This is a genomic window from Streptomyces sp. NPDC058758, from assembly GCF_042746075.1.
Taxonomy (GTDB): Bacteria; Actinomycetota; Actinomycetes; order Streptomycetales; family Streptomycetaceae; genus Streptomyces.
Map to the genome: position 1 here is coordinate 13,229 of NZ_JBHYPS010000015.1, position 21,947 is coordinate 35,175.

General features: G+C 72.2%; 23 protein-coding genes. 8 read left to right on the top strand and 15 right to left on the bottom strand.

What is annotated here, in order from left to right:
- The first annotated feature begins 100 nt into the window (after window positions 1–100).
- Window positions 101–829 carry a phosphatase PAP2 family protein gene (locus ACFW6A_RS19485; RefSeq protein WP_351844198.1) on the top strand — a complete coding sequence of 243 codons (729 nt, stop codon included), beginning with the start codon at window positions 101–103 and terminating at the stop codon, window positions 827–829.
- Here ACFW6A_RS19485 and ACFW6A_RS19490 read toward each other — a convergent pair.
- On the bottom strand, window positions 826–1,011 hold the full coding sequence (locus tag ACFW6A_RS19490) for a hypothetical protein (RefSeq protein WP_351844196.1): 186 nt from the start codon (window positions 1,009–1,011) through the stop codon (window positions 826–828). The two genes, ACFW6A_RS19485 and ACFW6A_RS19490, sit on opposite strands and share 4 nt — an antisense overlap.
- Before the next feature lie 86 nt (window positions 1,012–1,097).
- Between ACFW6A_RS19490 and ACFW6A_RS19495 the strand changes: the two genes are divergently transcribed.
- Window positions 1,098–1,922: a hypothetical protein gene (locus ACFW6A_RS19495; protein ID WP_386482519.1), complete on the top strand. Its 825-nt coding sequence runs from the start codon at window positions 1,098–1,100 to the stop codon at window positions 1,920–1,922.
- Between the two features lie 121 nt (window positions 1,923–2,043).
- Complete coding sequence (locus ACFW6A_RS19500; RefSeq protein ID WP_190225799.1) at window positions 2,044–2,211, top strand: hypothetical protein; 168 nt, start codon at window positions 2,044–2,046, stop codon at window positions 2,209–2,211.
- A 9-nt stretch (window positions 2,212–2,220) separates the two neighbouring features.
- Here the strand turns inward: ACFW6A_RS19500 and ACFW6A_RS19505 are convergent, their stop codons facing one another.
- A complete protein-coding gene (locus ACFW6A_RS19505) occupies window positions 2,221–2,574 on the bottom strand; it encodes a metal-sensitive transcriptional regulator (protein ID WP_229883913.1) in 354 nt (117 codons plus the stop codon).
- A gap of 196 nt (window positions 2,575–2,770) precedes the next feature.
- Here ACFW6A_RS19505 and ACFW6A_RS19510 point away from each other — a divergent pair, with 196 nt between their 5' ends.
- Window positions 2,771–3,391, top strand: a complete 621-nt coding sequence (locus tag ACFW6A_RS19510; protein WP_030495503.1) for a DUF47 domain-containing protein — start codon at window positions 2,771–2,773, stop codon at window positions 3,389–3,391.
- A gap of 6 nt (window positions 3,392–3,397) precedes the next feature.
- Entirely contained in the window at window positions 3,398–4,396 is a 999-nt protein-coding gene (locus ACFW6A_RS19515) for an inorganic phosphate transporter (protein ID WP_351844191.1), read from the top strand.
- Window positions 4,397–4,625: 229 nt separating this feature from the next.
- Here ACFW6A_RS19515 and pstB read toward each other — a convergent pair whose 3' ends face one another.
- From pstB to mshD, 11 genes are all read right to left on the bottom strand, one after another.
- Window positions 4,626–5,402: a phosphate ABC transporter ATP-binding protein PstB gene (gene pstB, locus ACFW6A_RS19520; protein ID WP_043229752.1), complete on the bottom strand. Its 777-nt coding sequence runs from the start codon at window positions 5,400–5,402 to the stop codon at window positions 4,626–4,628.
- A 25-nt stretch (window positions 5,403–5,427) separates the two neighbouring features.
- Complete coding sequence (pstA, locus tag ACFW6A_RS19525; protein WP_351844189.1) at window positions 5,428–6,501, bottom strand: phosphate ABC transporter permease PstA; 1,074 nt, start codon at window positions 6,499–6,501, stop codon at window positions 5,428–5,430.
- Entirely contained in the window at window positions 6,498–7,481 is a 984-nt protein-coding gene (pstC, locus tag ACFW6A_RS19530) for a phosphate ABC transporter permease subunit PstC (RefSeq protein ID WP_351844187.1), read from the bottom strand. The genes pstA and pstC overlap by 4 nt, the downstream gene beginning before the upstream one ends.
- Window positions 7,482–7,592: 111 nt before the next feature.
- Complete coding sequence (pstS, locus tag ACFW6A_RS19535) at window positions 7,593–8,729, bottom strand: phosphate ABC transporter substrate-binding protein PstS (RefSeq protein ID WP_351844185.1); 1,137 nt, start codon at window positions 8,727–8,729, stop codon at window positions 7,593–7,595.
- A gap of 280 nt (window positions 8,730–9,009) precedes the next feature.
- Window positions 9,010–9,450 (bottom strand): NUDIX hydrolase, encoded by a 441-nt coding sequence (locus tag ACFW6A_RS19540; protein WP_386477704.1) that lies wholly within the window; start codon window positions 9,448–9,450, stop codon window positions 9,010–9,012.
- A complete protein-coding gene (locus ACFW6A_RS19545) occupies window positions 9,447–10,448 on the bottom strand; it encodes a CHAD domain-containing protein (protein WP_351844181.1) in 1,002 nt (333 codons plus the stop codon). Before ACFW6A_RS19545 ends, ACFW6A_RS19540 begins: the two co-directional genes overlap by 4 nt.
- Window positions 10,435–12,678, bottom strand: a complete 2,244-nt coding sequence (locus ACFW6A_RS19550; RefSeq protein ID WP_351844179.1) for an RNA degradosome polyphosphate kinase — start codon at window positions 12,676–12,678, stop codon at window positions 10,435–10,437. Before ACFW6A_RS19550 ends, ACFW6A_RS19545 begins: the two co-directional genes overlap by 14 nt.
- Before the next feature lie 257 nt (window positions 12,679–12,935).
- The gene (locus ACFW6A_RS19555) at window positions 12,936–13,919 is read right to left on the bottom strand and encodes an ABC transporter permease (RefSeq protein ID WP_351844177.1); all 984 of its coding nucleotides are present in this window, start codon (window positions 13,917–13,919) and stop codon (window positions 12,936–12,938) included.
- Window positions 13,916–14,758, bottom strand: coding sequence for an ATP-binding cassette domain-containing protein (locus tag ACFW6A_RS19560; RefSeq protein ID WP_386641626.1), 843 nt, complete (start codon window positions 14,756–14,758; stop codon window positions 13,916–13,918). The genes ACFW6A_RS19555 and ACFW6A_RS19560 overlap by 4 nt, the downstream gene beginning before the upstream one ends.
- The gene (locus ACFW6A_RS19565; protein WP_386477693.1) at window positions 14,755–15,147 is read right to left on the bottom strand and encodes a GntR family transcriptional regulator; all 393 of its coding nucleotides are present in this window, start codon (window positions 15,145–15,147) and stop codon (window positions 14,755–14,757) included. The genes ACFW6A_RS19560 and ACFW6A_RS19565 overlap by 4 nt, the downstream gene beginning before the upstream one ends.
- A 106-nt stretch (window positions 15,148–15,253) precedes the next feature.
- Window positions 15,254–16,183 carry a mycothiol synthase gene (gene mshD, locus ACFW6A_RS19570; RefSeq protein ID WP_351844171.1) on the bottom strand — a complete coding sequence of 310 codons (930 nt, stop codon included), beginning with the start codon at window positions 16,181–16,183 and terminating at the stop codon, window positions 15,254–15,256.
- Window positions 16,184–16,344: 161 nt separating this feature from the next.
- Between mshD and ACFW6A_RS19575 the strand changes: the two genes are divergently transcribed.
- The 3 genes from ACFW6A_RS19575 to ACFW6A_RS19585 all read left to right on the top strand — a co-directional run bounded on the left by ACFW6A_RS19575 (window position 16,345) and on the right by ACFW6A_RS19585 (window position 19,780).
- Window positions 16,345–18,162, top strand: a complete 1,818-nt coding sequence (locus ACFW6A_RS19575) for a bifunctional metallophosphatase/5'-nucleotidase (RefSeq protein ID WP_386477689.1) — start codon at window positions 16,345–16,347, stop codon at window positions 18,160–18,162.
- 134 nt (window positions 18,163–18,296) lie between these two features.
- On the top strand, window positions 18,297–19,157 hold the full coding sequence (locus ACFW6A_RS19580) for a phosphatidylinositol-specific phospholipase C (RefSeq protein WP_386641629.1): 861 nt from the start codon (window positions 18,297–18,299) through the stop codon (window positions 19,155–19,157).
- Window positions 19,158–19,210: 53 nt separating this feature from the next.
- Window positions 19,211–19,780, top strand: coding sequence for a DUF664 domain-containing protein (locus ACFW6A_RS19585; protein WP_351844165.1), 570 nt, complete (start codon window positions 19,211–19,213; stop codon window positions 19,778–19,780).
- An 18-nt stretch (window positions 19,781–19,798) separates the two neighbouring features.
- Here ACFW6A_RS19585 and ACFW6A_RS19590 read toward each other — a convergent pair whose 3' ends face one another.
- Together ACFW6A_RS19590 and ACFW6A_RS19595 are read right to left on the bottom strand one after the other, a co-directional pair.
- Complete coding sequence (locus tag ACFW6A_RS19590; protein WP_351844163.1) at window positions 19,799–21,205, bottom strand: HAMP domain-containing sensor histidine kinase; 1,407 nt, start codon at window positions 21,203–21,205, stop codon at window positions 19,799–19,801.
- On the bottom strand, window positions 21,202–21,936 hold the full coding sequence (locus ACFW6A_RS19595; RefSeq protein ID WP_351844161.1) for a response regulator transcription factor: 735 nt from the start codon (window positions 21,934–21,936) through the stop codon (window positions 21,202–21,204). The genes ACFW6A_RS19590 and ACFW6A_RS19595 overlap by 4 nt, the downstream gene beginning before the upstream one ends.
- Window positions 21,937–21,947 lie beyond the last annotated feature (11 nt).

Sequence of the window (21,947 nt, forward strand, 5' to 3'; positions counted from 1 at the left end):
AACGAGTGCCTCAGGAGGTTCGTTCCCCCCTCCGACGACTCTGACCACGTCTGAACCACGGGGGTTGGAAACCAGACACGAGAGCAAGGGGCCGCGGCAGATGGCTGAACTCGCATCGGACGGTTCGAGTCCCGATGTCGGCCTGCTGTACGACATCAACGGGCTGGCGAAGGACGCTCCCCCGTGGTTCGACCGGGTCATGGAGTTCACCGGCGAGTACGGGATCATGCTCGCGATGGTCCTCGTGGTGCTCTGGTGCTGGTGGAGCGTCCGCCGGCGCGGCACCCCGGAGGACTCCGTCTCGGCCGTCGCCGGGATCGTCTGGGCCCCGCTCGCCGCGGGCCTCGCCCTCCTCGTCAACATCCCCATCCGGGGCTTCGTCGAGCGGCCCCGCCCCTTCGAGGACCACGAGGGCCTGGAGGTCCTGGTCGAGGGGAAGACGGACTACTCCTTCGTCAGCGACCACGCCACGATGGCGATGGCCGTCGCCGTCGCCCTCTTCGTCGCCCACCGCCGCTTCGGCCTGCTCGCCATCGGGCTCGCCCTCGCCGAGGGCTTCGCCCGGGTCTACATGGGCGTCCACTACCCCACCGACGTCATCGGCGGCCTCGCCCTCGGCACCGCCGTGGCCCTGCTCCTCGCCCCGCTGACGCTGGCGCTGCTCACCCCGCTGGTCTCCGCCGTCGCCCGCTCGCGCCGCGGCGGGCGGCTGGTCCGCTCCCGCCGGGCCGAGCGCTCCGCCGGCCGCCCGGAGGCGGTCGGCATCCCCGAACCCCGCCTCGGCGGCTCCGCCGAGGACCCCCACGGCGAGAAGGGCCTCGCCGCCTAGGGCTGCGGTTCGCGGGTCTCCGCGGTGTCCGCGGCGGTCAGGTGGTCGCTGGCGTCGGTGCGGGCGCGGTCGCGGGAGCGGCGGGCCGGGCCGGTCCAGCCGCAGCTGCAGCGGGCCAGGGCGAAGGAGCCGCGCTCCGTCGTCGTCGTGTGGTGCGGGCCGGTCGCGCTCTGCTCATGCACGCCCCCACCGTACTGCGCGTGACGGCTCGCCCGTGCCGTCGTTATCCGCATCGGGAATCCAGTCTTCTGGGGGTTGGCGGGTGAGGGTGGTGCAGCGGTACGGGCGTCCGGGCGGACTCGGCGGCGGGGCGCTCGCCGTCACCGCGTCCCTGGTCGCCGCGGCGGTCACCGGGTGTGCCGCCGCCGAGGAGCCGGTCCCGCCGCCGGACCCGGCAGGCGCGGTGCGGGGCGCCGCCGACGCCCTGGTCAGGGCGGGGAGTTCCAAGGCGTCGACCGCGATGGAGATGGCCGCGGGCGGGACCCGGGTGACCATCCGGGGCGAGGGCGGCTACGACTTCCGCCGCCGCACCGGCCACCTCCAGGTGGTGCTCCCCAAGGACGCGGCCGGCACCAGCGAGCACCGGCCGATCACCGAACTCCTCACCCCCGGTGCCCTCTACATGAAGAACCGCGGCGCCGGCGTCCCCGCCGACAAGTGGGTGCGGGTCGACACCACCGCCCTCGACGACGGCAACCTGGTCACCGGCGGGGCCACCGACCCGGGGGCGGCGGCCGAGCTGCTGCGCGGGGCGCGGGACGTGACGTACGTGGGGGAGACCGAGCTGGCGGGCGTGAAGGTGCGGCACTACCGGGGCGTCGCCGACATCGGCGCGGCGGCGAAGGTCGCCGCGCCGCAGCTGCGGGGCTCGCTCGCCGCGGCGGCGAAAGGGTTCACCACCGACGCCGTGCCCTTCGACGCGTACCTCGACGGGGACGGCCGGCTGCGGAAGGTCCGTCACCAGTTCAGCTTCAGCAACCAGGGGCGCGCGGTCGCCGTCGCCTCGACGACGCTGCTGTACGGCTTCGGGGAGCGGGTCCGGGTGGCGCTGCCGGACGGGCGGGACATCTACGCGGGCAAGGTCGAGGTCTGAGGCGTCCGGCCGGGCCGCGCGGGGTTCGGACCATCGCCAAATGGTCCGTCCGTGTCATGCGCGGTCCGTGGCCCGATCCCTACGCTGGGACACCGACTCCGGCAGGAAGAGGTGAAGGCGCGTGGCTCCGCCCGGTACCGCAACCGCGACCGCTGACCCCGACGGCGTCGCCCTCGCCGAGATAGAGCTGTGCGGCGAGCTGATGATCGCCGCCTCGGCCGCGGACGGGGAACGGCTCAGCGCCGACCTGATCGACGAGGTGCTCCGGGTCGAACCGGCCGGGCGCTGATCCGCGGGCTCAGGTGCGGAGCATCCGGCCGATCGCCTTGGTGGCCTCCTCGACCTTGGCGTCGAGGTCGCCGCCGTGGGCCGCGGCGTCCGCCACGCAGTGCCGCAGGTGTTCCTCCAGGAGCTGGAGGGCGAAGGACTGCAGCGCCTTCGTGGAGGCCGAGACCTGGGTGAGTATGTCGATGCAGTAGACGTCCTCGTCGACCATCCGCTGCAGACCGCGGATCTGGCCCTCGATCCGTCGCAGCCGCTTGAGGTGCTCGTCCTTCTGCTTGTGGTAGCCGTGCACCCCGTGGGCGTGGTCGGCCGGCTCGACGGACTCGACGGCCTCGGGGGTGACCTGGTCCGCCTCGGTGGTCGTCATCGCGTCCTCCCGTTGTCCAGATAAGAGGGTGTATACCCCTCGTGGGTATATGGTACCGATCCCCGCCGATAGGGGACGGGGGTCTCGTGCAGATCACTGTGCCTGATGGGCGACACTGAGAGGACGCCGGTTAGCCGTGGCCGGATGATGCGCCTAGCATCAGCCTGACCGAAACCCAGCACCCCGAGGACCTCACGTGCGATTTCGTCTGACCCCCAGGGAGACGAGCTTCTACGACATGTTCGCCGCGTCCGCGGACAACATCGTCACGGGCTCGAAGCTCCTGATGGAACTGCTCGGAGCGGAGCCTTCCGCCCGGGCCGAGATCGCGGAGCGGATGCGGGCGGCGGAGCACGCAGGCGACGACGCCACCCATGCGATCTTCCACCAGCTGAACTCCTCGTTCATCACGCCGTTCGACCGTGAGGACATCTACTCCCTCGCCTCGTCCCTCGACGACATCATGGACTTCATGGAGGAGGCCGTCGACCTGGTCGTCCTCTACAACATCGAGGAACTGCCCAAGGGCGTCGAGCAGCAGATCGAGGTCCTCGCCCGGGCGGCGGAGCTGACCGCCGAGGCGATGCCGAACCTGCGGACGATGGACAACCTCACGGAGTACTGGATCGAGGTCAACCGTCTGGAGAACCAGGCCGACCAGATCCACCGCAAGCTGCTCGCCCACCTCTTCAACGGCAAGTACGACGCCATCGAGGTGCTCAAGCTGAAGCAGGTCGTGGATGTGCTGGAAGAGGCGGCCGACGCCTTCGAGCACGTGGCGAACACCGTGGAGACCATCGCGGTCAAGGAGTCCTGAGGCTTCGTGGACACCTTCGCCCTGATCGTGACCATCGGCGTCGCGCTCGGTTTCACGTATACGAACGGCTTCCACGACTCGGCCAACGCGATCGCCACCTCGGTGTCGACGCGGGCGCTGACCCCGCGGGCGGCCCTCGCGATGGCGGCGGTCATGAACCTCGCCGGTGCCTTCATGGGCAGCGGCGTCGCCAAGACGGTCAGCGAGGGCCTGATCGAGACGCCGCACGGCGACAAGGGGATGGGCATCCTCTTCGCCGCGCTGGTCGGAGCGATCATCTGGAACCTCGTCACCTGGTATTTCGGTCTTCCGTCGTCCTCCTCGCACGCCCTGTTCGGCGGCATGGTGGGCGCGGCGCTGGCCGGCGGCACCGAGGTGATCTGGGGCGGCGTCCTCGACAAGGTCGTCATCCCGATGTTCATCTCGCCGGTCGTCGGCCTCGTCGCCGGTTACCTGGTGATGTGCGCGATCCTGTGGATGTTCCGCCGGGCCAACCCGCACAAGGCCAAGCGCGGCTTCCGCATCGCGCAGACCGTGTCGGCGGCCGGCATGGCGCTCGGCCACGGCCTCCAGGACGCGCAGAAGACCATGGGCATCGTGGTGATGGCCCTGGTCATCGCCGACGTGCAGCAGCAGGGCGACGAGATCCCGGTCTGGGTCAAGATCGCCTGTGCCGTGATGCTCTCGCTCGGTACGTACGCGGGCGGCTGGCGCATCATGCGGACCCTCGGCCGCAAGATCATCGAGCTGGACCCGCCGCAGGGCTTCGCGGCGGAGACCACCGGCGCGTCGATCATGTTCGGCTCGGCGTTCCTGTTCCACGCGCCGATCTCCACCACCCACGTCATCACCTCGGCGATCATGGGCGTCGGCGCGACGAAGCGGGTGAACGCGGTCCGCTGGGGCGTCGCGAAGAACATCATCCTGGGCTGGTTCATCACGATGCCAGCGGCGGCGATCGTCGCGGCGCTGAGCTTCTACGTGGTGCAGCTCTTCTTCGGCTGACGGCCGCCTCCACCCCGGTCCCGCCGGGGGTCCGGGGGTCGTCCCCCGGGGGATGCGGTATCACGATGCCGGCGGCGGCGATCGTCGCGGCGCTGAGCTTCTACGTGGTGCAGCTCTTCTTCGGCTGACGGCCGGCGGTCGCGGGAAAGTGGTCGGGCCCGGCTCCCCTGGGGGGGAGCCGGGCCCTTCGTCTTGCGGTGGCACCGCCATGCAGCACCGCAGACGTTCTTTATCCGAAGCGGCCGGAGATGTAGTCCTCGGTCGCCTGGACGCTCGGGTTGGAGAAGATGCGCTCGGTGTCGTCCAGCTCGATGAGCTTGCCGGGCTGGCCGACCGCCGCCAGGTTGAAGAAGGCGGTGCGGTCCGAGACGCGGGCGGCCTGCTGCATGTTGTGCGTCACGATGACGATCGTGAAGCGCTCCTTCAGCTCGCCGATCAGGTCCTCGATCGCGAGGGTGGAGATCGGGTCGAGGGCCGAGCAGGGCTCGTCCATGAGCAGCACGTCCGGCTCGACCGCGATGGCGCGGGCGATGCACAGGCGCTGCTGCTGGCCGCCGGAGAGGCCGGAGCCCGGCTTGTTGAGGCGGTCCTTGACCTCGTTCCACAGGTTGGCGCCCTTGAGGGAGCGCTCCACGATCTCGGCCAGCTCGGCCTTCTTGTACGAGCCGTTCAGCCGCAGGCCCGCCGCCACGTTGTCGAAGATCGACATGGTGGGGAAGGGGTTGGGGCGCTGGAAGACCATGCCGACGGTGCGGCGGACGGCGACCGGGTCGACGCCGGAGCCGTACAGGTTCTCGTCGTCCAGCATCACCTTGCCCTCGACGCGGCCGCCGGGGGTGACCTCGTGCATGCGGTTCAGGGTGCGCAGGAAGGTGGACTTGCCGCAGCCGGAGGGGCCGATGAAGGCCGTCACCGAGCGGGGCTCGACGGTCATCGAGATGTCGTCGATCGCCTTGTGGTTGCCGTAGTAGGCGGAGAGGCCGCTGACGTCGATTCGCTTGGCCATATCAATTCACTTCCAGTCGCCGCGGTCAGCGGCCGGTCTTCGGGGCCTTCCAGCGGGCGATGCCGCGGGCCACCAGGTTGAGGATCATGACGAAGGCGATCAGGACGAGCGCGGCGGCCCAGGCGCGGGCCACGGCGGCGTCGGTGCCGACCGCGTACTGCTCGTACACGTAGAGCGGCAGGGAGGACTGGGCGCCTTCGAAGGGGTTCGGGTTGATGAGCTTCGTACCGAACACGAGGAGCAGCACGGGGGCCGTCTCACCGGTGATGCGGGCGACCGCGAGCATGACGCCCGTGGTGATGCCGCCGATCGCGGTGGGGAGGACCACCTTCAGGATCGTGCGCCACTTGGGGACGCCGAGGGCGAGGGAGGCCTCGCGGAGCTCGTTCGGGACGAGCTTGAGCATCTCCTCGGTGGAGCGGACGACGACCGGCATCATCAGGATGGCGAGGGCCATCGCGCCCGCGAAACCGGAGGGGCCGAAGCCCAGCATCAGGGTCCACGTGGAGAGGATGAAGAGGCCGGCGACGATCGACGGGATGCCCGTCATCACGTCGACGAAGAAGGTGACCGCCTTGGCGAGCTTCCCGGTGCCGTACTCGACCAGGTAGACCGCGGTGAGCAGGCCGATCGGGGCGGCGATCAGGGTCGCGATGCCGACCTGCTCGAGGGTGCCGAGGAGGGCGTGGTAGACGCCGCCGCCGGCCTCGGCGTCGAGGACGCCGTTCATCGAGTGGGTGAGGAAGTACCCGTCGAGCACTTCCAGGCCCTTGCTCACCGTGACCCAGGCCAGGGAGACCAGCGGGATCACGGCGAGGACGAAGCAGACCCAGACGAGGCTGGTGGCGACGCGGTCCTTGGCCTGGCGGGCGCCCTCCACCTTGGTGGTGACGGCGAAGGTGATCAGGACGAAGAGGAGCGCGGAGACCAGGCCCCACTGCACCTTGCTGTGCCAGCCGGCGGCGAGGCCGATGCCGACGCCGGCGGCGACGGAGCCGGCCGCGACGGCGAGCGGGCTCCAGCGCGGGAGGCGGGCGTGGGAGAGGGGGCCGCGGGGCTTGGTGAACGCGACCGGGCGTTCCTGGACGGCGTGGCTCATGCGTTGGCCCCCGAGTACTCCTTGCGGCGGGCGATGATCCACCGGGCCGCGCCGTTGACCAGCAGGGTGATGACGAAGAGGACGAGGCCGGAGGCGATCAGCGCGTCGCGGCCGAACTCGTCGGCCTCGTTGAACTTGGCGGCGATGTTCTGGGCGAAGGTGCCGCCGCCCGGGTCGAGCAGGTGGCCCGAGAGGACGAAGCTCGGCGAGAGGACGACCGCTACGGCCATGGTCTCACCGAGTGCGCGGCCGAGGCCCAGCATGGAGGCGGAGATGATGCCGGAGCGGCCGAAGGGCAGGACGGCCATGCGGATGACCTCCCAGCGCGTGGCGCCGAGGGCGAGGGCGGCCTCCTCGTGCATCTTCGGGGCCTGGAGGAAGACCTCGCGGGTCACGTTGGTGATGATCGGGAGGATCATGATCGCCAGCAGGATGCCCACGGTGAAGAGGTTGCGGGCGACGCCGTCGGCGGACTTGTCGAAGATGTACGTCCAGCCGAGGTACTGGTCGAGCCACTGGTTGAGGCCGTCCAGGTACGGGACGAGGAAGATCGCGCCCCAGAGGCCGTAGATGATGCTGGGCACGGCGGCGAGCAGGTCGACGACGTAGGCGAGCGGCTTGGCCAGCTTGCGCGGCGCGTAGTGCGAGATGAAGAGCGCGATGCCGATCGCGACCGGCACGGCGATGACCATGGCGATGACCGAGGAGACGATCGTGCCGAAGGCCAGGACGGCGATGCCGAAGACCGGCGGGCTGCCGGCCGGGTTCCACTCGAAGGTGGTGAAGAAGTTGGCCTCGTCCTTCGAGACGGCGAGGACGGTCCGGTAGGTCAGGAAGACCGCGATCGCGGCCATGATGACGAGCAGGGTGATGCCGGAGCCCTTGGAGAGGCCGCTGAAGATGCGGTCCCCGGGGCGGGCAGCGCTCCGGGCGCGCCTGCTCCTGTTCTTCTCTACGGCGGGTGGTGTGGTGGTAACCATCGGTTTCTCCGGTCTGCGGAGCCGTACGGCCGTACGGCTCCTGGCGGCGGTGCACCGGATGCCGGGGGCGGCCTCCTCCACGGGAGGTGGGGGGCCGCCCCCGGCCGGGGGTCAGGACAGGGTCGGGACGATCGCGCGGACCTTGGCCGCGATCTCGGCCGGGAGCGGGGCGTAGCCGGCGTCGGCGAGGACCTTCTGGCCCTCGTCGCTGACGGTGTAGTTGAGGAACGCCTTCAGGGTCGGCAGGGTCTCCGCCTTGTTGCCCTTGTCGCAGGCGATCTCGTAGGTGACGAGGGTGAGCGGGTAGGCGCCCTCGGCCTTGGTGGCGTAGTCGAGGGAGAGGGCCACGTCGTTGCCGGTGCCCTTGACCTTGGCGGCGGCGATGGCCTTGGAGGCGTTCTCCGAGGTGGCGGCGACCGGGGCGGAGGCGCCGGTGTTGAGGCTGACCGTGGAGATCTTGTTGGAGGTGGCGTACGAGAGCTCGAAGTAGCCGATGGAGCCCTCGGCGCCCTTGACGGCCTGGGCGACGCCGGAGGAGCCGTTGGCGGCCTGGCCGTCGGGGGCGGGCCACGACTTGCTCTTCGGGTCGTACTTCCAGTCGGCCGGGGCGGCGGTCGAGAGGTACTTGCCCAGGTTCTGGGTGGTGCCGGACTCGTCCGAGCGGTGGAAGGCCTGGATGGTGGAGTCGGGAAGCTTGGCGCCCGGGTTCAGCTTGGCGATCGCCGGGTCGTTCCACTTGGTGATCTTGACGTCGAAGATCTTGGCGAGGGTGGGGGCGTCCAGGACCAGGTTGTCCACGCCCTCCAGCTTGTAGCCGATGGCGATGGGGCCGCCGACCATGGGCAGGTTGATGCCCGTGCCGCCCTTGCAGATCTTCTTCGACTCGGCGACCTCTTCGTCCTTCAGGGCGGAGTCGGAGCCCGCGAAGGCGACCTGGCCCTGGTTGAACTTGGTGATGCCGCCGCCGGAGCCGATGGCCTGGTAGTTGACCTCGACGCCCTCACACGCGGCCTGGAAGTTCTTGACCCACAGGTCCATCGCGCCCTTCTGCGCGCTGGAGCCCGCGGCGAGCAGCTGGCCCTTGGCGCCGTCGCACTTGATGTTCGACGCGGCGGCCGACGTCTTCTCGCCGCCCTTGGTGGGCTCGTTGTTGTCGTCGGAGCCACACGCCGACAGGACGAGCGCACCGGAGACGACGAGGGCACCGATCGCGGAGGCGCGAAGCCCGTTCTTGCGCGAAAGCTTCACTTTCGGGGGTTCCTTCCAGAGGCCGCCGTGTTTCGGACCGGGTGTCCGTCGCTTCGAGGGCGGCGCGTGTCGGGTTGTCGGGTGCATCGTCAGGCTCCGTGCACCGCGTAAGGCCGAAATTAGGCAGATCAGGTGAAGCCGCCAGCCGTGGAGAGTGAACGCGAGGTGAACCGTGCCGTAAGCCACGGTGCGGCCCGGCACGGGGTGCCGTCACGGAGCGTCGCACCGTGCCCGGACGTCACCCGCCGGCCGGCGCCCGGGGGCACGGCCGGGTCGGGGCCTAGGAGGCGTCGCGCGGCCGTCGGGACGGGGGCGGGGCGGTCGCCAGGAAGTCGTCGAGCAGCTCGCGGTCGCGCGGCCGGGTCAGGCGGGTGCGGGCCGCCGCCGGCGGCAGCCAGAGGAGCCGGTCGATCTCCCGGCCGGGCACGAAGGTCCCGCCGAGGGCGCGGGCCGCCCAGTAGTCGACCTCCTTGGGGCGGCCCTCGACCTGATAGCGCACGGTGGGCAGCCGGGCCCCCAGCTCGCAGCGCTGCCCGGTCTCCTCCCTGACCTCGCGCAGCGCGCACGCCTCGGCGCCCTCGCCGCGCTTCCGCTTCCCCTTCGGGTGCGACCAGTCGTCCCATTTCGGCCGGTGGACCAGCGCGATCTCGATGCCGTGGCCGGACGGCGACGGGCGCCACAGGACGCAGCCCGCCGCCAGCACCGGTTCCGGGGAGCTCATGGGACGGGGACGGCGGCCGTGTGCCAGGCGCGCTGGAAGGCGAAGCGGGCGGCTTCGACCTCGTGGCGCTGGTCGGCGTGGAGGACGCCGAGGGCGTAGGCGGTGGCCGGCGCGATGCGGGGGGTGCGGGCCGCGCCCGCGGCGGCCGCGGCGGCCTCCGCGGCGTCGCGGTGGCGGTCGAGGGCCCGGGCCGCCTCGTACAGCGACGGGTCGGGGGCGGCGCCGAGGGCGGTCACCTCGGTGGCGTACCGGTGCAGCCGCAGCAGCAGCCGGGTGTGGTGCCAGGGGGCGTCCTGGTTCTCGCCGGCGGCCAGGGCCAGCGCCTCCGCGTTGTACGGGTGCGCGGCCCGGGTCAGCGGCAGCGCCTCGACCGCGTCGAGGAGGCGGCGGCGGGCGACCGAGGCGGAGGCGTCGAGGACCTCCGGGGCGGGGGCCGCGCCCGCTGGCCCGAGCGGCACCTCGGAGGCGAGCAGGGCGACCGAGTCGGCCAGCGCGTGGAAGCGCGAGGAGCCGAGGGCCTGGAGGGCGGCGGAGTGGGCGCGGGTCCTGGCGAGGGTGAGCTGCCGTTCCAGGAGGGCGCCGGCCCGGGCGGCGCCGACGGCGAGGCCGGCGCCCTCCGAGCCGCGGGCGGCCGGCACCGGGCCGCTGCCGCCGGCCAGCCGGTTCAGCGCGTCCATGAGCCGGACGAGCCGCGAGGTGCACGCCTGCTCCAGGGCGAGGGTGCCGGAGAGCCAGGCCAGCTCGGTCCTGAGCTGGTCGGCCCAGGCGGCGTCGAGCAGCGGCCGGTAGGTGTGCAGGCTTCCGCTGATGCGGCGGGCGGCGGCCCGCAGCGTGCCGGCGGCCTCCTCCGCTCCGGCCGTGTCCGCGCCGCTCTCGCCGTGCTGCCGCAGGCCGCGGAGGAAGTCCGCGGCCCGTGCGTGCAGGTAGGGGGCCAGCACCTCGCCCGCGGTCGCGTCCTCGGGGGAGCGGGGGGACTGCGTGGGGTCAGGGTTGTGCACGCCGGCGCCTCCGCGCGTCGATGAGCATCTCCTGCACGTGCCGCAGCGGCTTGCCCTCGGGATCGGTCGCGTGGCGCGTCCAGTTCCCGTCCGGGCCGAGGTGCCAGGAGGAGGTGGTGTCGGACATCCCGGTCTCCAGGAGCCGGGTGAGGGCCGCCCGGTGGGCGGGGTCGGAGACCCGGACCAGGGCCTCGATGCGGCGGTCCAGGTTGCGGTGCATCATGTCGGCGCTGCCGAACCAGACCTCGGGCTCGCCGCCGTTGCCGAAGGCGAAGACCCGGGAGTGCTCCAGGAAGCGGCCGAGGACCGAGCGGACCCGGATGTTCTCGGAGAGGCCGGGGACGCCGGGCCGCACGGCGCAGATGCCGCGGACCCAGATGTCGACCGGGACGCCCGCCCGGGAGGCCCGGTAGCAGGCGTCGATGACGGCCTCGTCGACCATCGAGTTGACCTTGATCTTCACGTACGCGGGCCGGCCCGCCCGGTGGTGGGCGATCTCCTTGGTGATCCGCGAGACCAGCCCGTCGCGCAGCGACTTCGGGGCCGTGAGCAGCCGCCGGTAGGTCTCGCGGCGGGAGTAGCCGGAGAGCCGGTTGAAGAGGTCGGAGAGGTCCGCGCCGACCTGGGGGTCGGCGGTGAGCAGGCCGAGGTCCTCGTAGAGCCGGGCCGTCTTCGGGTGGTAGTTGCCGGTGCCGACGTGTGAGTACCGGCGCAGCAGCTCGCCCTCCTGACGCACCACCAGCGACAGCTTGCAGTGCGTCTTGAGGCCGACCAGGCCGTAGACGACGTGGCAGCCGGCCTCCTCCAGCTTCCGCGCCCACTTGATGTTGGCCTGCTCGTCGAAGCGGGCCTTGATCTCGACGAGGACGAGGACCTGCTTGCCGGACTCGGCCGCGTCGATCAGCGCGTCGACGATCGGGGAGTCGCCGGAGGTCCGGTACAGCGTCTGCTTGATCGCCAGGACGTCCGGGTCGGCCGCCGCCTGCTCCAGGAACGCCTGGACGGAGGTGGAGAAGGAGTCGTACGGGTGGTGCAGGAGCACGTCCCGCTCGCGCATCGCCGCGAAGACGTCGGGCGCGGACGCGGACTCCACCTCGGCGAGGTCCCGGTGGGTGCCGGCGACGAACTTCGGGTACTTGAGCTCGGGCCGGTCCTGCGAGGCGATCCCGAACAGTCCGGTGAGGTCGAGCGGGCCGGGCAGCGGGTAGACCTCGGCGTCGGAGACCTTCAGCTCGCGGACCAGCAGGTCGAGCACGTACGGGTCGATGGACTCCTCGACCTCCAGGCGGACCGGCGGGCCGAAGCGGCGCCGCATGAGCTCCTTCTCCAGGGCCTGGAGCAGGTTCTCGGCGTCGTCCTCCTCGACCTCCAGGTCCTCGTTCCTGGTCACCCGGAACATGTGGTGCGCCAGCACCTCCATGCCCGGGAACAGCTCCTCCAGGTGCGCCGCGATGACGTCCTCCAGCGGCACGTACCGCTGCGGGGAGGCCTCCAGGAAGCGGGAGAGCAGCGGCGGCACCTTGACGCGCGCGAAGTGGCGGTGGCCGCTGACCGGATTGCGCACGACCACGGCCAGGTTGAGGCTGAGGCCGGAGATGTACGGGAAGGGGTGCGCGGGGTCCACGGCGAGCGGCGTCAGCACCGGGAAGACCTGCTGCCGGAAGAGCGTGAAGAGCCGGGCCTGCTCCTTCTCGGTCAGCTCCGGCCAGCGGATGAGGTGGATGCCCTCGTCGGCCAGGGCCGGGGCGACGTCCTGCTGGTAGCAGGCGGCGTGCCGGGCCATCAGCTCGCGCGAACGGGTCCAGATCAGGTCGAGGACCTCGCGGGGCTGGAGGCCGGAGGCGGAGCGGGTGGCGACGCCGGTGGCGATGCGGCGCTTGAGGCCGGCGACCCGGACCATGAAGAACTCGTCCAGGTTCGACGCGAAGATCGCGAGGAAGTTCGCCCGTTCGAGGAGGGGGGTCGTGGGGTCCTCGGCGAGTTCCAGGACCCGCTCGTTGAAGGCGAGCCAGCTGCGCTCGCGGTCCAGGAAGCGGCCCTGCGGCAGCTCTCCGGAGGAGTCGTCGTCGCCGTCGTACGCGTCGATCTCGGCGTCGAGGCCGGCGTCGAAGGCGCCGCCCTCGGCCTCGGGGGCGGTGTGCGGGCGGTGCGCCGCTATGGAACCCAGGGACGGCTGCGGGGACGCGGTGGCGGAGGTCTGGACCGGGACCTCGGCGGGCTGCTGGCTCATGGACCCATTCTTCCGCGCGAAGGGGTCCTCGGGCGCGTCGGAGCGGGCCGTGGGGGAGGGCAGTCTCCCCTTGGGAAGTCTTCCGGCGGGGAACCCCCCGCCGGACGTGATCACGGATCGCTTCATTGCGTGAGCGTCGCAAGCGCGTCTGAATGCCCGGTAACGACGACATGTCGTACGGGAATCGGGGGCGGGGCCTGTCACGGCCCCCGCCCCCCATTTTCACCCGTCCGGGTGAGGCCCGGCGACGGGGGCCGTCACCGGGGGTGCCGGGCCCGCAGGACGCGGAAGGCGGCGAGGGCCGCGAGGGCGGCGAGGGCGAGGACGATGCCGGTCTCGATGAGCTGGGTGGGCCAGAAGTGGGCGTAGGGGTGGAAGTCGGTGTACTGGGTGGTGACGTCGTGCTGCGCGTAGCACTGTTGCTCCACCTTTTCCCACAGTTTCGCGTCGGTGTCGGTACCGGGCGTCTCGTTCACCTGACTCCAGCAGATCAGCGGGCTGAAGGGGGCGCCCGAGGAGGTGAGCAGGCCGCTGTCCATGTGGAGGTGATCGATGCCGAGCCCGGGGTGTGAGCCGAGGGGGCTGGTGACCCTCTCCGTCGGCAGGATCGACCAGCGGTACGAGTTGAAGGCGACCAGCACCGAGCCCATGACGAGCCCGGCGGCGGCCATGGCGGGCAGGGTCCGGCGGACGAGCTGGCCGACGAGGGCGCCGACGGCGACGGCGGCGAGGACGTAGGCGAAGGCGGTGATGCCGGTCGCCGTGTAGGTCGTCTGGTGGCCCCAGTGGTAGTCCCAGCCCTCCCGCACGCCGAGCCGGCCGAACCAGAAGATGCCCATCACGGCGAGCGTGGCGAGCACCCCGACGGTCACCGAGACCGTGAGCTTGGAGCGGAGCCATGTGGCCGGGGTGACCGACTGGGTGAGGGAGAGCTGGTACGTCCCCGACTCGTACTCGCGCGCCACCATCGGGCCCGCGACCACGGCGGCGACGAAGCCCGGAAGTACGATCGCGGCGAAGCCGACGTACTCGAGGGTCGAGCGGAGCTTCAGGTACGCGTCGTTCTCGCCGGAACCGATCCAGGTGCCGTTCTGGACGGGGAGCGGGTACTGCGCGACCCAGATCCGCATCCCGGCGATCACGGCGAAGGCCAGCACCGCCAGTGCGCCCGCCAGCCACAGCGTCCGCCGGTACTGACGGACGGTCACCCACGCGGGGCCCTTGAGTGCGGGGGTGCTCACGCGGCGGCTCCTTCGGGGTGGCGGAGGTGGGCGAGGAGGAGTTCCTCCAGGGAGGGTGCCGCGGTTTCCCAGGGGCCTTCGACGGGGCCCTCCCTCCGTATCAGCGCGGTGAGCTGACGCCCCGTCGTGCGGGAGTCGACCACCGTGTGCGGGGCGAGGTCGGCGACGGGGCCGCGCAGCAGGGTGTGCGCGGAGAGCAGGTCGTCGACGGCGCCGTCGAGGCGGACGCGGCCGCCGGCGAGCAGCATCAGGTGGTCGCAGGAGCCTTCCAGCTCGGTGAGGATGTGCGACGACATCACGACCGTGGTGCCGCGCTCGGCCGCGTCCGACATCAGCAGGCCCATGAGCTGGTGGCGGGCGAGCGGGTCGAGGTCGGCCATCGGCTCGTCCAGGAGCAGGAGTTCCGCGCGCTTGCCGAGGGCGAGCGCGAGGGCGACGCGGGTGCGCTGGCCGCCGGAGAGGTGGTGGACGAGGGTGTCGGAGGAGAAGCCCCCGCCCTCGACGACCCGGAGCGCGGCGGCCTCGTCCCAGCGGCCGGGGTTGAGCTCGCGGCCCATGCGGAGGGTGTCGGCGACGGTGAGCCGGGGGTGGAGCGGCTTGGCCTGGGCGACGTAGGCGAGGTCCTCGCGGGCGGGGGCGGTGATCGTGCCCTCGGTGGGGCGCAGCAGCCCGGCGGCGAGGGCGAGCAGGGTGGACTTGCCGGCGCCGTTGGGGCCGACGAGGGCGCAGATCCGGCCGGCGGGGAGGGAGAACGCGCATTCCCGCAGGGCCCAGCCGCCCCTCCGGCCGCCGTACTTCTTGCCCAGGAGCTCGGCTCCCAAGGCGGTGGTCGTGCTCACTTTTCGTCGTCCCCCTCGAAGTGCTGCGTCAGTACGGCGGTGAAGAGTGCCTGCACGTCCTCGCGGTCCAGTCCTTCGGCGCGTGCGCGGCGGGCCCAGGCGTCGAGTTCGCCCCGGAGGGGGGAGTCGGCGGGGGCGGTGGTGCCGAGGGTGGCGCGGACGAAGGTGCCGAGGCCGCGGCGGGCCTCGACGAGGCCCTCGCGTTCGAGCTCGCGGTAGGCCTTGAGGACCGTGTTTGGGTTGATGGCCGTCGCCTCGACGACCTCGCGTGCGGTGGGCAGTCGGTCGCCCGGTTCCAGGAGGCCCATCCGGAGGGCCTGCTTCGTCTGCTGGACGATCTGGAGGTAGGTGGCGACGCCGCTGCGCCGGTCGATGCGGTACTCGACCACGTCCCTTCCACCACCCTTTCACTAATCAAGTAGTGAAAGGATGGTGGAAAGGAGGGGGCGGTGTCAACCGCCCCCTGGGGAACAGCCGTTGCCGGCGCCTCCGGTGTTACGACTCCGAGCGGTACATCAGGTCCACCTCGTGGGTCCGGAAGCCCAGGCCCTCGTAGACCCGCACCGCCGCCGTGTTGTCGGCGTCGACGTACAGCATCGCCGTCGGCAGCCCCTCCGCCGCCAGGTGCCGCAGGCCCGTCGCGGTGAGGGCCTTGCCGAGGCCGCCGCCCTGCGCCTGCGGCAGGATCCCGACCACGTACACCTCGCCGAGCCGTTCCTCGGCGTGGGTCTTGGTCCAGTGGAAGCCGACCAGGCGGCCGTCGGCGTCCTCGGCGAGGAAGAAGCCCTTGGGGTCGAACCACGGCTCCGCGATCCGGTCGTCCAGGTCCCGCTGGGTCAGCGAGCCCTGCTCCGGGTGGTGGGCGAAGGCGGCGGCGTTGACCGCGAGCCAGGCCGCGTCGTCCTGCCCGGGGACGAAGGTGCGGATCGTGACGCCCTCGGGGAGGACCGGCTCGGGGATGTCCAGGGGCGCCAGCGGGCGGCGCAGCTGGCGCAGTTCGCGGAAGAGGGTGAGGCCGAGGACCTGCGCGAGGTGCCGGGCGGAGGGCTTGCCGCCGTGCGCCCAGACCCGCAGCCGCTTGCCGGAGGCGGCGAGCAGCGCGGTGCCGAGGGCCCGGCCGTGGCCGCGGCCGCGCTGGTCGGGGTGGACGAGCAGCTCGGCGGCCGGGGCCTCGACGGGGTCGGTCTCCTCCAGCTGGGCGTAGCCGTAGAGGCGCGGGCCGACGGTGAGGAGGAAGTGCCGCACTCCCTCGCGCCGGCCGTGCCGGAGGTAGAGCCGGCCCTGTTCGGACACGGCGTGCACGCCGTCGGCGCGGTCCGCGGCCGCGAGCAGGTCCATGACCTCCTGGACCTGCGCGGGGCTGAGCTCGTCGTACGTCTGGATCTGCCGTCCCGGTTCGAGGGCCGGCGCCGCGTCGGAAGTCATGCACCGAGCCTACGGCGAACCCTCCGTCAGCCGGAGGCAACTGTCTTGTAACCAGCCACCCCCTGTTGCGCTACGCGCGTTGACTCTAGGCTGCGAGCGCAACACGGGGGAACGATCAAAGCCGCGAATCGGGGCAAGGGGAAAAGGGGACCACGGGAGAGATGGCAGTGAAGCGCAGCAAGAGCAAGGCCGGACGGCGCATTCTGGCCGCCGGCGCGGGGCTGGCGACGGTCGGGGCGCTCGTCGCCGCGATGCCGGCGGGTGCCTCGCCGGACGCGGCCGACGCCGCCGCGGGCGGGACGAACGGCAAGGGCTGGGGCCGGATGGTCGACGTCCAGCTGCTCTCCTTCAACGACCTGCACGGCAATCTGGAGCCGCCGGCCGGGTCCTCGGCGCGGCTCACCCGCCTCAAGCCGGACGGCTCGACCGAGACGATCAACAACGTCGGCGGCGCCGAGTACCTGGCCACGCACCTGGAGCAGGCCCGCGCGGGGCACCGGTACTCCATCACGGCCGCGGCCGGCGACATGATCGGCGCCTCGCCGCTGCTCTCCGGCCTCTTCCACGACGAGCCGACCGTCGAGGCGCTCAACGAGATGAAGCTCGACGTGAGCTCGGTGGGCAACCACGAGTTCGACGAGGGCGCGCGCGAGCTGAGCCGCATGCAGAACGGCGGCTGCCACCCGGTCGAGGGCTGTTTCGAGGAGGGCAAGACCTTCGAGGGGGCGAACTTCCCCTACCTCGCGGCCAACGTGACGGACGAGAAGAGCGGCAAGCCGCTGCTCGACCCGTACTTCATCTGGGAGAAGGACGGCGTCCGGATCGGCTTCATCGGCGTCACGCTGGAGGGCACGGCGAACATCGTCTCCGCCGAGGGCATCAAGGGCCTGAAGTTCGGCGACGAGGTCGAGACGATCAACAAGTACGCCAAGGTGCTGGAGCGCAAGGGCGTGAAGTCGATCGTCGCCCTGCTCCACGAGGGCGGCATGCCCGCCTCGGGCGCGTACAACTACGACTGCGACACCCCGGGGGCCGGCGCCGGCATCTCCGGTCCGATCGTCGACATCGCGAAGAACGTCACCCCGCAGGTCGACGCCCTGGTCACCGGCCACACCCACCAGGCGTACGCGTGCACGATCCCGGACCCGGCGGGCAAGCCGCGCACGGTGACGTCGGCGGCCTCCTTCGGCCGGCTCTACACCGACACGACGCTCACCTACGACCGCCGGACGAAGGACATCGTCCGCACCGCCGTCGCCTCCGCCAACCACGTCGTCACCCGTGACGTGGAGGAGCACGGGGCGATCCACGACCTGATCGAGCGCTGGAACGTCCTGGCGGCGCCGATCGCGAACCGTCCCGTCGGCCACATCGCCACCACCATCGAGAACCCCACCGACGCGGGCGTGTACGAGAAGCCGCTGGGCAACCTGATCGCCGACGCCCAGCTGGCGGGCATGGCGCCGGCCGACAAGGGCGGCGCCCAGCTCGCGCTGATGAACCCGGGTGGCGTCCGCGCGCCGCTGACCAAGCGGGACGACGGCGTGGTCACCTACCGCGACGCGTACACCGTCCAGCCGTTCACCAACATGATGACGGTGGTCGACCTGACCGGCGCCCAGCTCGTCACGGCGCTCCAGCAGCAGGTCAGCGGTGCCAACCTGGCGTCCCCGAAGATCCTCCAGGTGTCGGGGAACTTCACCTACACCCTGGACCTGACGAAGGCGGGCGCCGACCGGATCGTGGTCGACTCGGTGCGGCTGAACGGTGAGCCGATCGACCCGTCGAAGAGCTACCGGGTCGCGATGAACGAGTTCCTCACGGGCGGCGGCGACGGCTTCCCGGTCCTCGCCGCCGGCGCGAACAAGCTGGTCGGCGCGTCGGACCTCGACGTCTTCATCGCCTACCTGACGGCCAACTCCTCGGCCGCCGAGCCGCTCAAGGCCCCGGCGACCGACCGCATCAAGATCGTCAAGTAACACCGGCGGTCCCCCGAGGGGGCCGTCCCTCCGCCGCCCCTCCACCGGCCTTCCGGCCGGTGGAGGGGCGGCCCCTCTTCCGCTTCGGGCGGCCCCCTGGCGCGCTTTGACGCGGACCTGTCATTATCCGGCCCATGGAGCGACGACGCTTTCTCACCGGGGCCCTCGGGGCCGGAGCCGCACTGCTCGCGGGGGCGCCCGCGGCGCGGGCCGCGGCCGTGGACACGCGCGCGTGGATGGCCGCCCACGGGGACGGGACCGCGCTCGCGCGGCTCACGATCCCCGGGACGCACGACTCCGGGGCCCGGTTCGGCGGTCCCTGGAGCGAGTGCCAGAACACCACCGTCGCCCAGCAGCTCGACAGCGGGGTCCGGTTCCTGGACGTGCGGTGCCGGGTCACCGGCGGGTCCTTCGCGATCCACCACGGGGCCTCGTACCAGAACGCGATGTTCGGCGACATCCTCGTCGCCTGCCGCGACTTCCTCGCCGCCCACCCCTCCGAGACCGTCCTCATGCGGGTCAAGCAGGAGTACTCCGAGGAGTCCGACGCCACCTTCCGCGCCGTCTTCGACGACTACCTCGACCGGCGCGGCTGGCGCTCCCTCTTCCGGATCGGGGACGCCCTCCCGCTCCTCGGCGAGGCGCGGGGCCGGGTCGTCCTGCTCGCCGACAACGGCGGCCTGCCCGGGCTGCGCTGGGCCGACTCCCGGCACTTCGCCGTCCAGGACGACTGGAACGCGCTCCCCGACGCCAAGTACCCCAAGATCCAGGCCCACTTCCGCGCGGCCGTCGACCGGCCCGGCCCGCTGTACGTGAACTTCGTCAGCACCTCCGCCTACCTGCCGCCCCGCTGGAACTCCGACCGGCTCAACCCCTGGGTCCACGGCTTCCTCGACGGTGCCGAGCTGGCCGGCCGCACCGGACTCGGCATCGTCCCCCTCGACTTCCCCGCCACCCGCGCCGGGCTCGTCGAGGCGCTGCTGCGGCACAACTGAGCCGGCCCGGCAATTCGCCTGCGCCCCCGCCGCCCCCGTACGACCATGTCCGCATGGAGACCAGCGACACGGACGTGCGGCGGTGGACGACCTCCACCGTCCACACCGACATGTGGGCCGACCCCGACGACGACCCCCGCGAGGGCGGCGGCCCGCCGGTGACCGACGAGCGCGGCGCGCTCCTCGACGCCCTGCGCCACTTCCGGCTCACCCTGCGGATGAAGTGCGAGGGCCTGGACGCCGGGCAGCTGGCCCGGCGCTCCGTCCCGCCCTCCACCATGTCCCTCCTCGGTCTGATCCGGCACATGGCCGAGGACGAACGCCACTTCCGCCGCCTCGCCGGCGAGGACTCCCCCCGGATCTACCGGACCCCGGACGACCGCGAGGCCGACTGGACCGGCGCCGTCGCCGACCCGGCCGTCGTCGAGGAGGCGTGGGCACGCTGGAAGGAGGAGGCCGGACTCACCGACCGGTTCCTCGCCGCCGCCCCCGACCTCGGCGCCCGCACGCCCGACGGCGGGCAGCTGCGCGAGCTGCTGACCATGCAGATCACCGAGTACGCCCGCCACTGCGGCCACGCCGACCTGCTCCGCGAGCGCGTCGACGGCCGCGTGGGCCAGTAGCGGCGGCTCCCCGGCACCTCAGCCCGCCGGCTCCGGCGGCGGGGTCGGGGCGCCCGGGAAGCGGAGGGTCGCGCGCGTGCCGCCGCCCGGCGCCGGGGAGAGCGTCGCCGAGCCGCCCGCCTGCTTCACCGTGCGGGCCACGATCGACAGCCCCAGGCCGGAGCCGGGCAGGCTGCGGGCCGAGGGGGAGCGCCAGAAGCGGTCGAAGACGTGGGGGAGTTCGTCGGGGGCGATGCCGGGGCCGTGGTCCCGCACCGTCAGCTCGCCGCGCATCAGCGTGACCTCGACCGTGCCGCGCGGGGGCGAGAACTTCACCGCGTTGTCGAGGACGTTGACCAGGGCCCGCTCCAGGGCCGCCGGTTCGGCGCGTACGTACCAGGGGGCCAGGTCCGTCGTGAAGGTCAGCTCCGGGCCGCGCAGCCGGGCGCGGTCCAGGGCGGCGCGCAGGACGGTGTGGAGCCCGACCACCTCCAGCGGCCCCGGGCGCACCGCGTCCGGGCGGGCCAGCTCCTGGAGGTCCCCGATGAGCGCGGCCAGCTCCGTCATCTGGGCCTTCACCGACGCCATCAGGGCCCGGCGGTCCTCCGGGGGGATCGCGCGGCCGGTCTCGTCGCTGCGGGCGAGGAGCTCGATGTTGGTGCGCAGGGAGGTGAGCGGGGTGCGCAGCTCGTGCCCGGCGTCCGCGATGAGCCGGGCCTGCCGGTCCCGGGAGCTCTCCAGCGCGGCCGTCATCTGGTTGAAGGCGCGCGACAGGCGGGCGATCTCGTCCTCGCCCTCGTCCGGGATCCGCACCGTCAGGTCCTCGGTCGCCGCCATGTGCTCGACCGCTCCGGTCAGCCGGTTCACCGGTTCGAGGCCGGTCCTGGCCACCCACAGGCCGGCGGCGCCGGCACCGACCACCCCGATGCCGGAGACCAGCAGCAGCACCCAGCCGAGGGTGGAGAGCGCGTTGTCGATCTCGGCGAGCGGGCGGGCCACGGACACGGCGAGGCCGGGCGGCCCCCCCTGCTGCGGGTAGGTGGAGACGCGCATCTCGCGCCCGTCGGCGTCCTTCACCGTGTGCAGGGCGTACGCGAGCGTGCCCCGGGCCACCGCCAGGTCGGCCGTCCCGGCGGGGAGCGCCGCCTCGCCGGAGGTGCAGACGCTGCCGGCCGCGTCGACGAGCTGGACGGTGTACCCGCCGACCGGCGGCGGGTCCTCGCCCTGCTGGCACATCCTGAGCATGCTCGCCACCGCCCCCCGGTCCAGCCGGGTGTTCCGCAGCGCGGAGTCCATCTCGCCCTCCAGCTGCGCCCGCGTGACGAACCAGCAGGCGGCGGAGACGGCGGCGACGGCGACGGCGACCGCGAAGGCGGTGAGCAGCGCGAGGCGCGAGCGCAGCGGCCGGGAGCGGAACCAGGCCAGGGGGGTGCGGGGCCGCGTCACTCGGTGCCGCCTCCGCCGCGGAGCACGTACCCGACGCCGCGCACCGTGTGGACGAGGCGCGGTTCGCCGCCGGCCTCCGTCTTGCGCCGCAGGTACATCACGTACACGTCGAGCGAGTTCGAGCTGGGCTCGAAGTCGAAGCCCCAGACGGCCTTGAGGATCTGCTCGCGGGTGAGGACCTGCCGGGGGTGGGCGAGGAACATCTCCAGGAGGGTGTACTCGGTGCGGGTCAGCTCGACGGGCCGCCCGGCGCGGGTCACCTCGCGGGTCGCCAGGTCCATCCGCAGGTCCTCGAAGGAGAGCACGTCCTCCGGCTCGGCGGCGGCCGCGGTCGGGGCCGCGTAGGAGCTGCGGCGCAGCAGGGCGCGGATGCGGGCGAAGAGCTCGTCCAGCTCGAAGGGCTTCACGAGGTAGTCGTCGGCGCCCGCGTCGAGGCCGGTGACGCGGTCGCCGACGGTGTCGCGGGCGGTGAGCATCAGGATGGGCACGGTCGAGCCGGCGGCCCGGATCCGGCGGGCCGCCGTGAGGCCGTCCATGCGGGGCATCTGCACGTCGAGGACGACGAGGTCGGGGGCGTACGCCTCCATGGCGGCGAGCGCGTCGACGCCGTCGACGGCCTCCCGCGTCGCGTACCCCTCGAAGGCGAGGGAGCGGCGCAGGGCCTCCCGGACGGCGGGTTCGTCGTCGACGATGAGGATGCGTTCGGATGTGTCGGGCTGCCCGCTGCTCATGGGGTCAGCGT

Coding starts and splice junctions, on each gene's coding strand:
- ACFW6A_RS19585 (WP_351844165.1), top strand. CDS start 19,211: ATGGAGACCAGCGACACGGACGTGCGGCGGTGGACGACCTCCACCGTC.
- ACFW6A_RS19595 (WP_351844161.1), bottom strand. CDS start 21,936: ATGAGCAGCGGGCAGCCCGACACATCCGAACGCATCCTCATCGTCGAC.
- ACFW6A_RS19505 (WP_229883913.1), bottom strand. CDS start 2,574: ATGACGACCACCGAGGCGGACCAGGTCACCCCCGAGGCCGTCGAGTCC.
- pstA (WP_351844189.1), bottom strand. CDS start 6,501: ATGAGCCACGCCGTCCAGGAACGCCCGGTCGCGTTCACCAAGCCCCGC.
- mshD (WP_351844171.1), bottom strand. CDS start 16,183: ATGACTTCCGACGCGGCGCCGGCCCTCGAACCGGGACGGCAGATCCAG.
- ACFW6A_RS19550 (WP_351844179.1), bottom strand. CDS start 12,678: ATGAGCCAGCAGCCCGCCGAGGTCCCGGTCCAGACCTCCGCCACCGCG.
- ACFW6A_RS19485 (WP_351844198.1), top strand. CDS start 101: ATGGCTGAACTCGCATCGGACGGTTCGAGTCCCGATGTCGGCCTGCTG.
- pstC (WP_351844187.1), bottom strand. CDS start 7,481: ATGGTTACCACCACACCACCCGCCGTAGAGAAGAACAGGAGCAGGCGC.
- ACFW6A_RS19575 (WP_386477689.1), top strand. CDS start 16,345: ATGGCAGTGAAGCGCAGCAAGAGCAAGGCCGGACGGCGCATTCTGGCC.
- pstB (WP_043229752.1), bottom strand. CDS start 5,402: ATGGCCAAGCGAATCGACGTCAGCGGCCTCTCCGCCTACTACGGCAAC.
- ACFW6A_RS19580 (WP_386641629.1), top strand. CDS start 18,297: ATGGAGCGACGACGCTTTCTCACCGGGGCCCTCGGGGCCGGAGCCGCA.
- ACFW6A_RS19540 (WP_386477704.1), bottom strand. CDS start 9,450: ATGAGCTCCCCGGAACCGGTGCTGGCGGCGGGCTGCGTCCTGTGGCGC.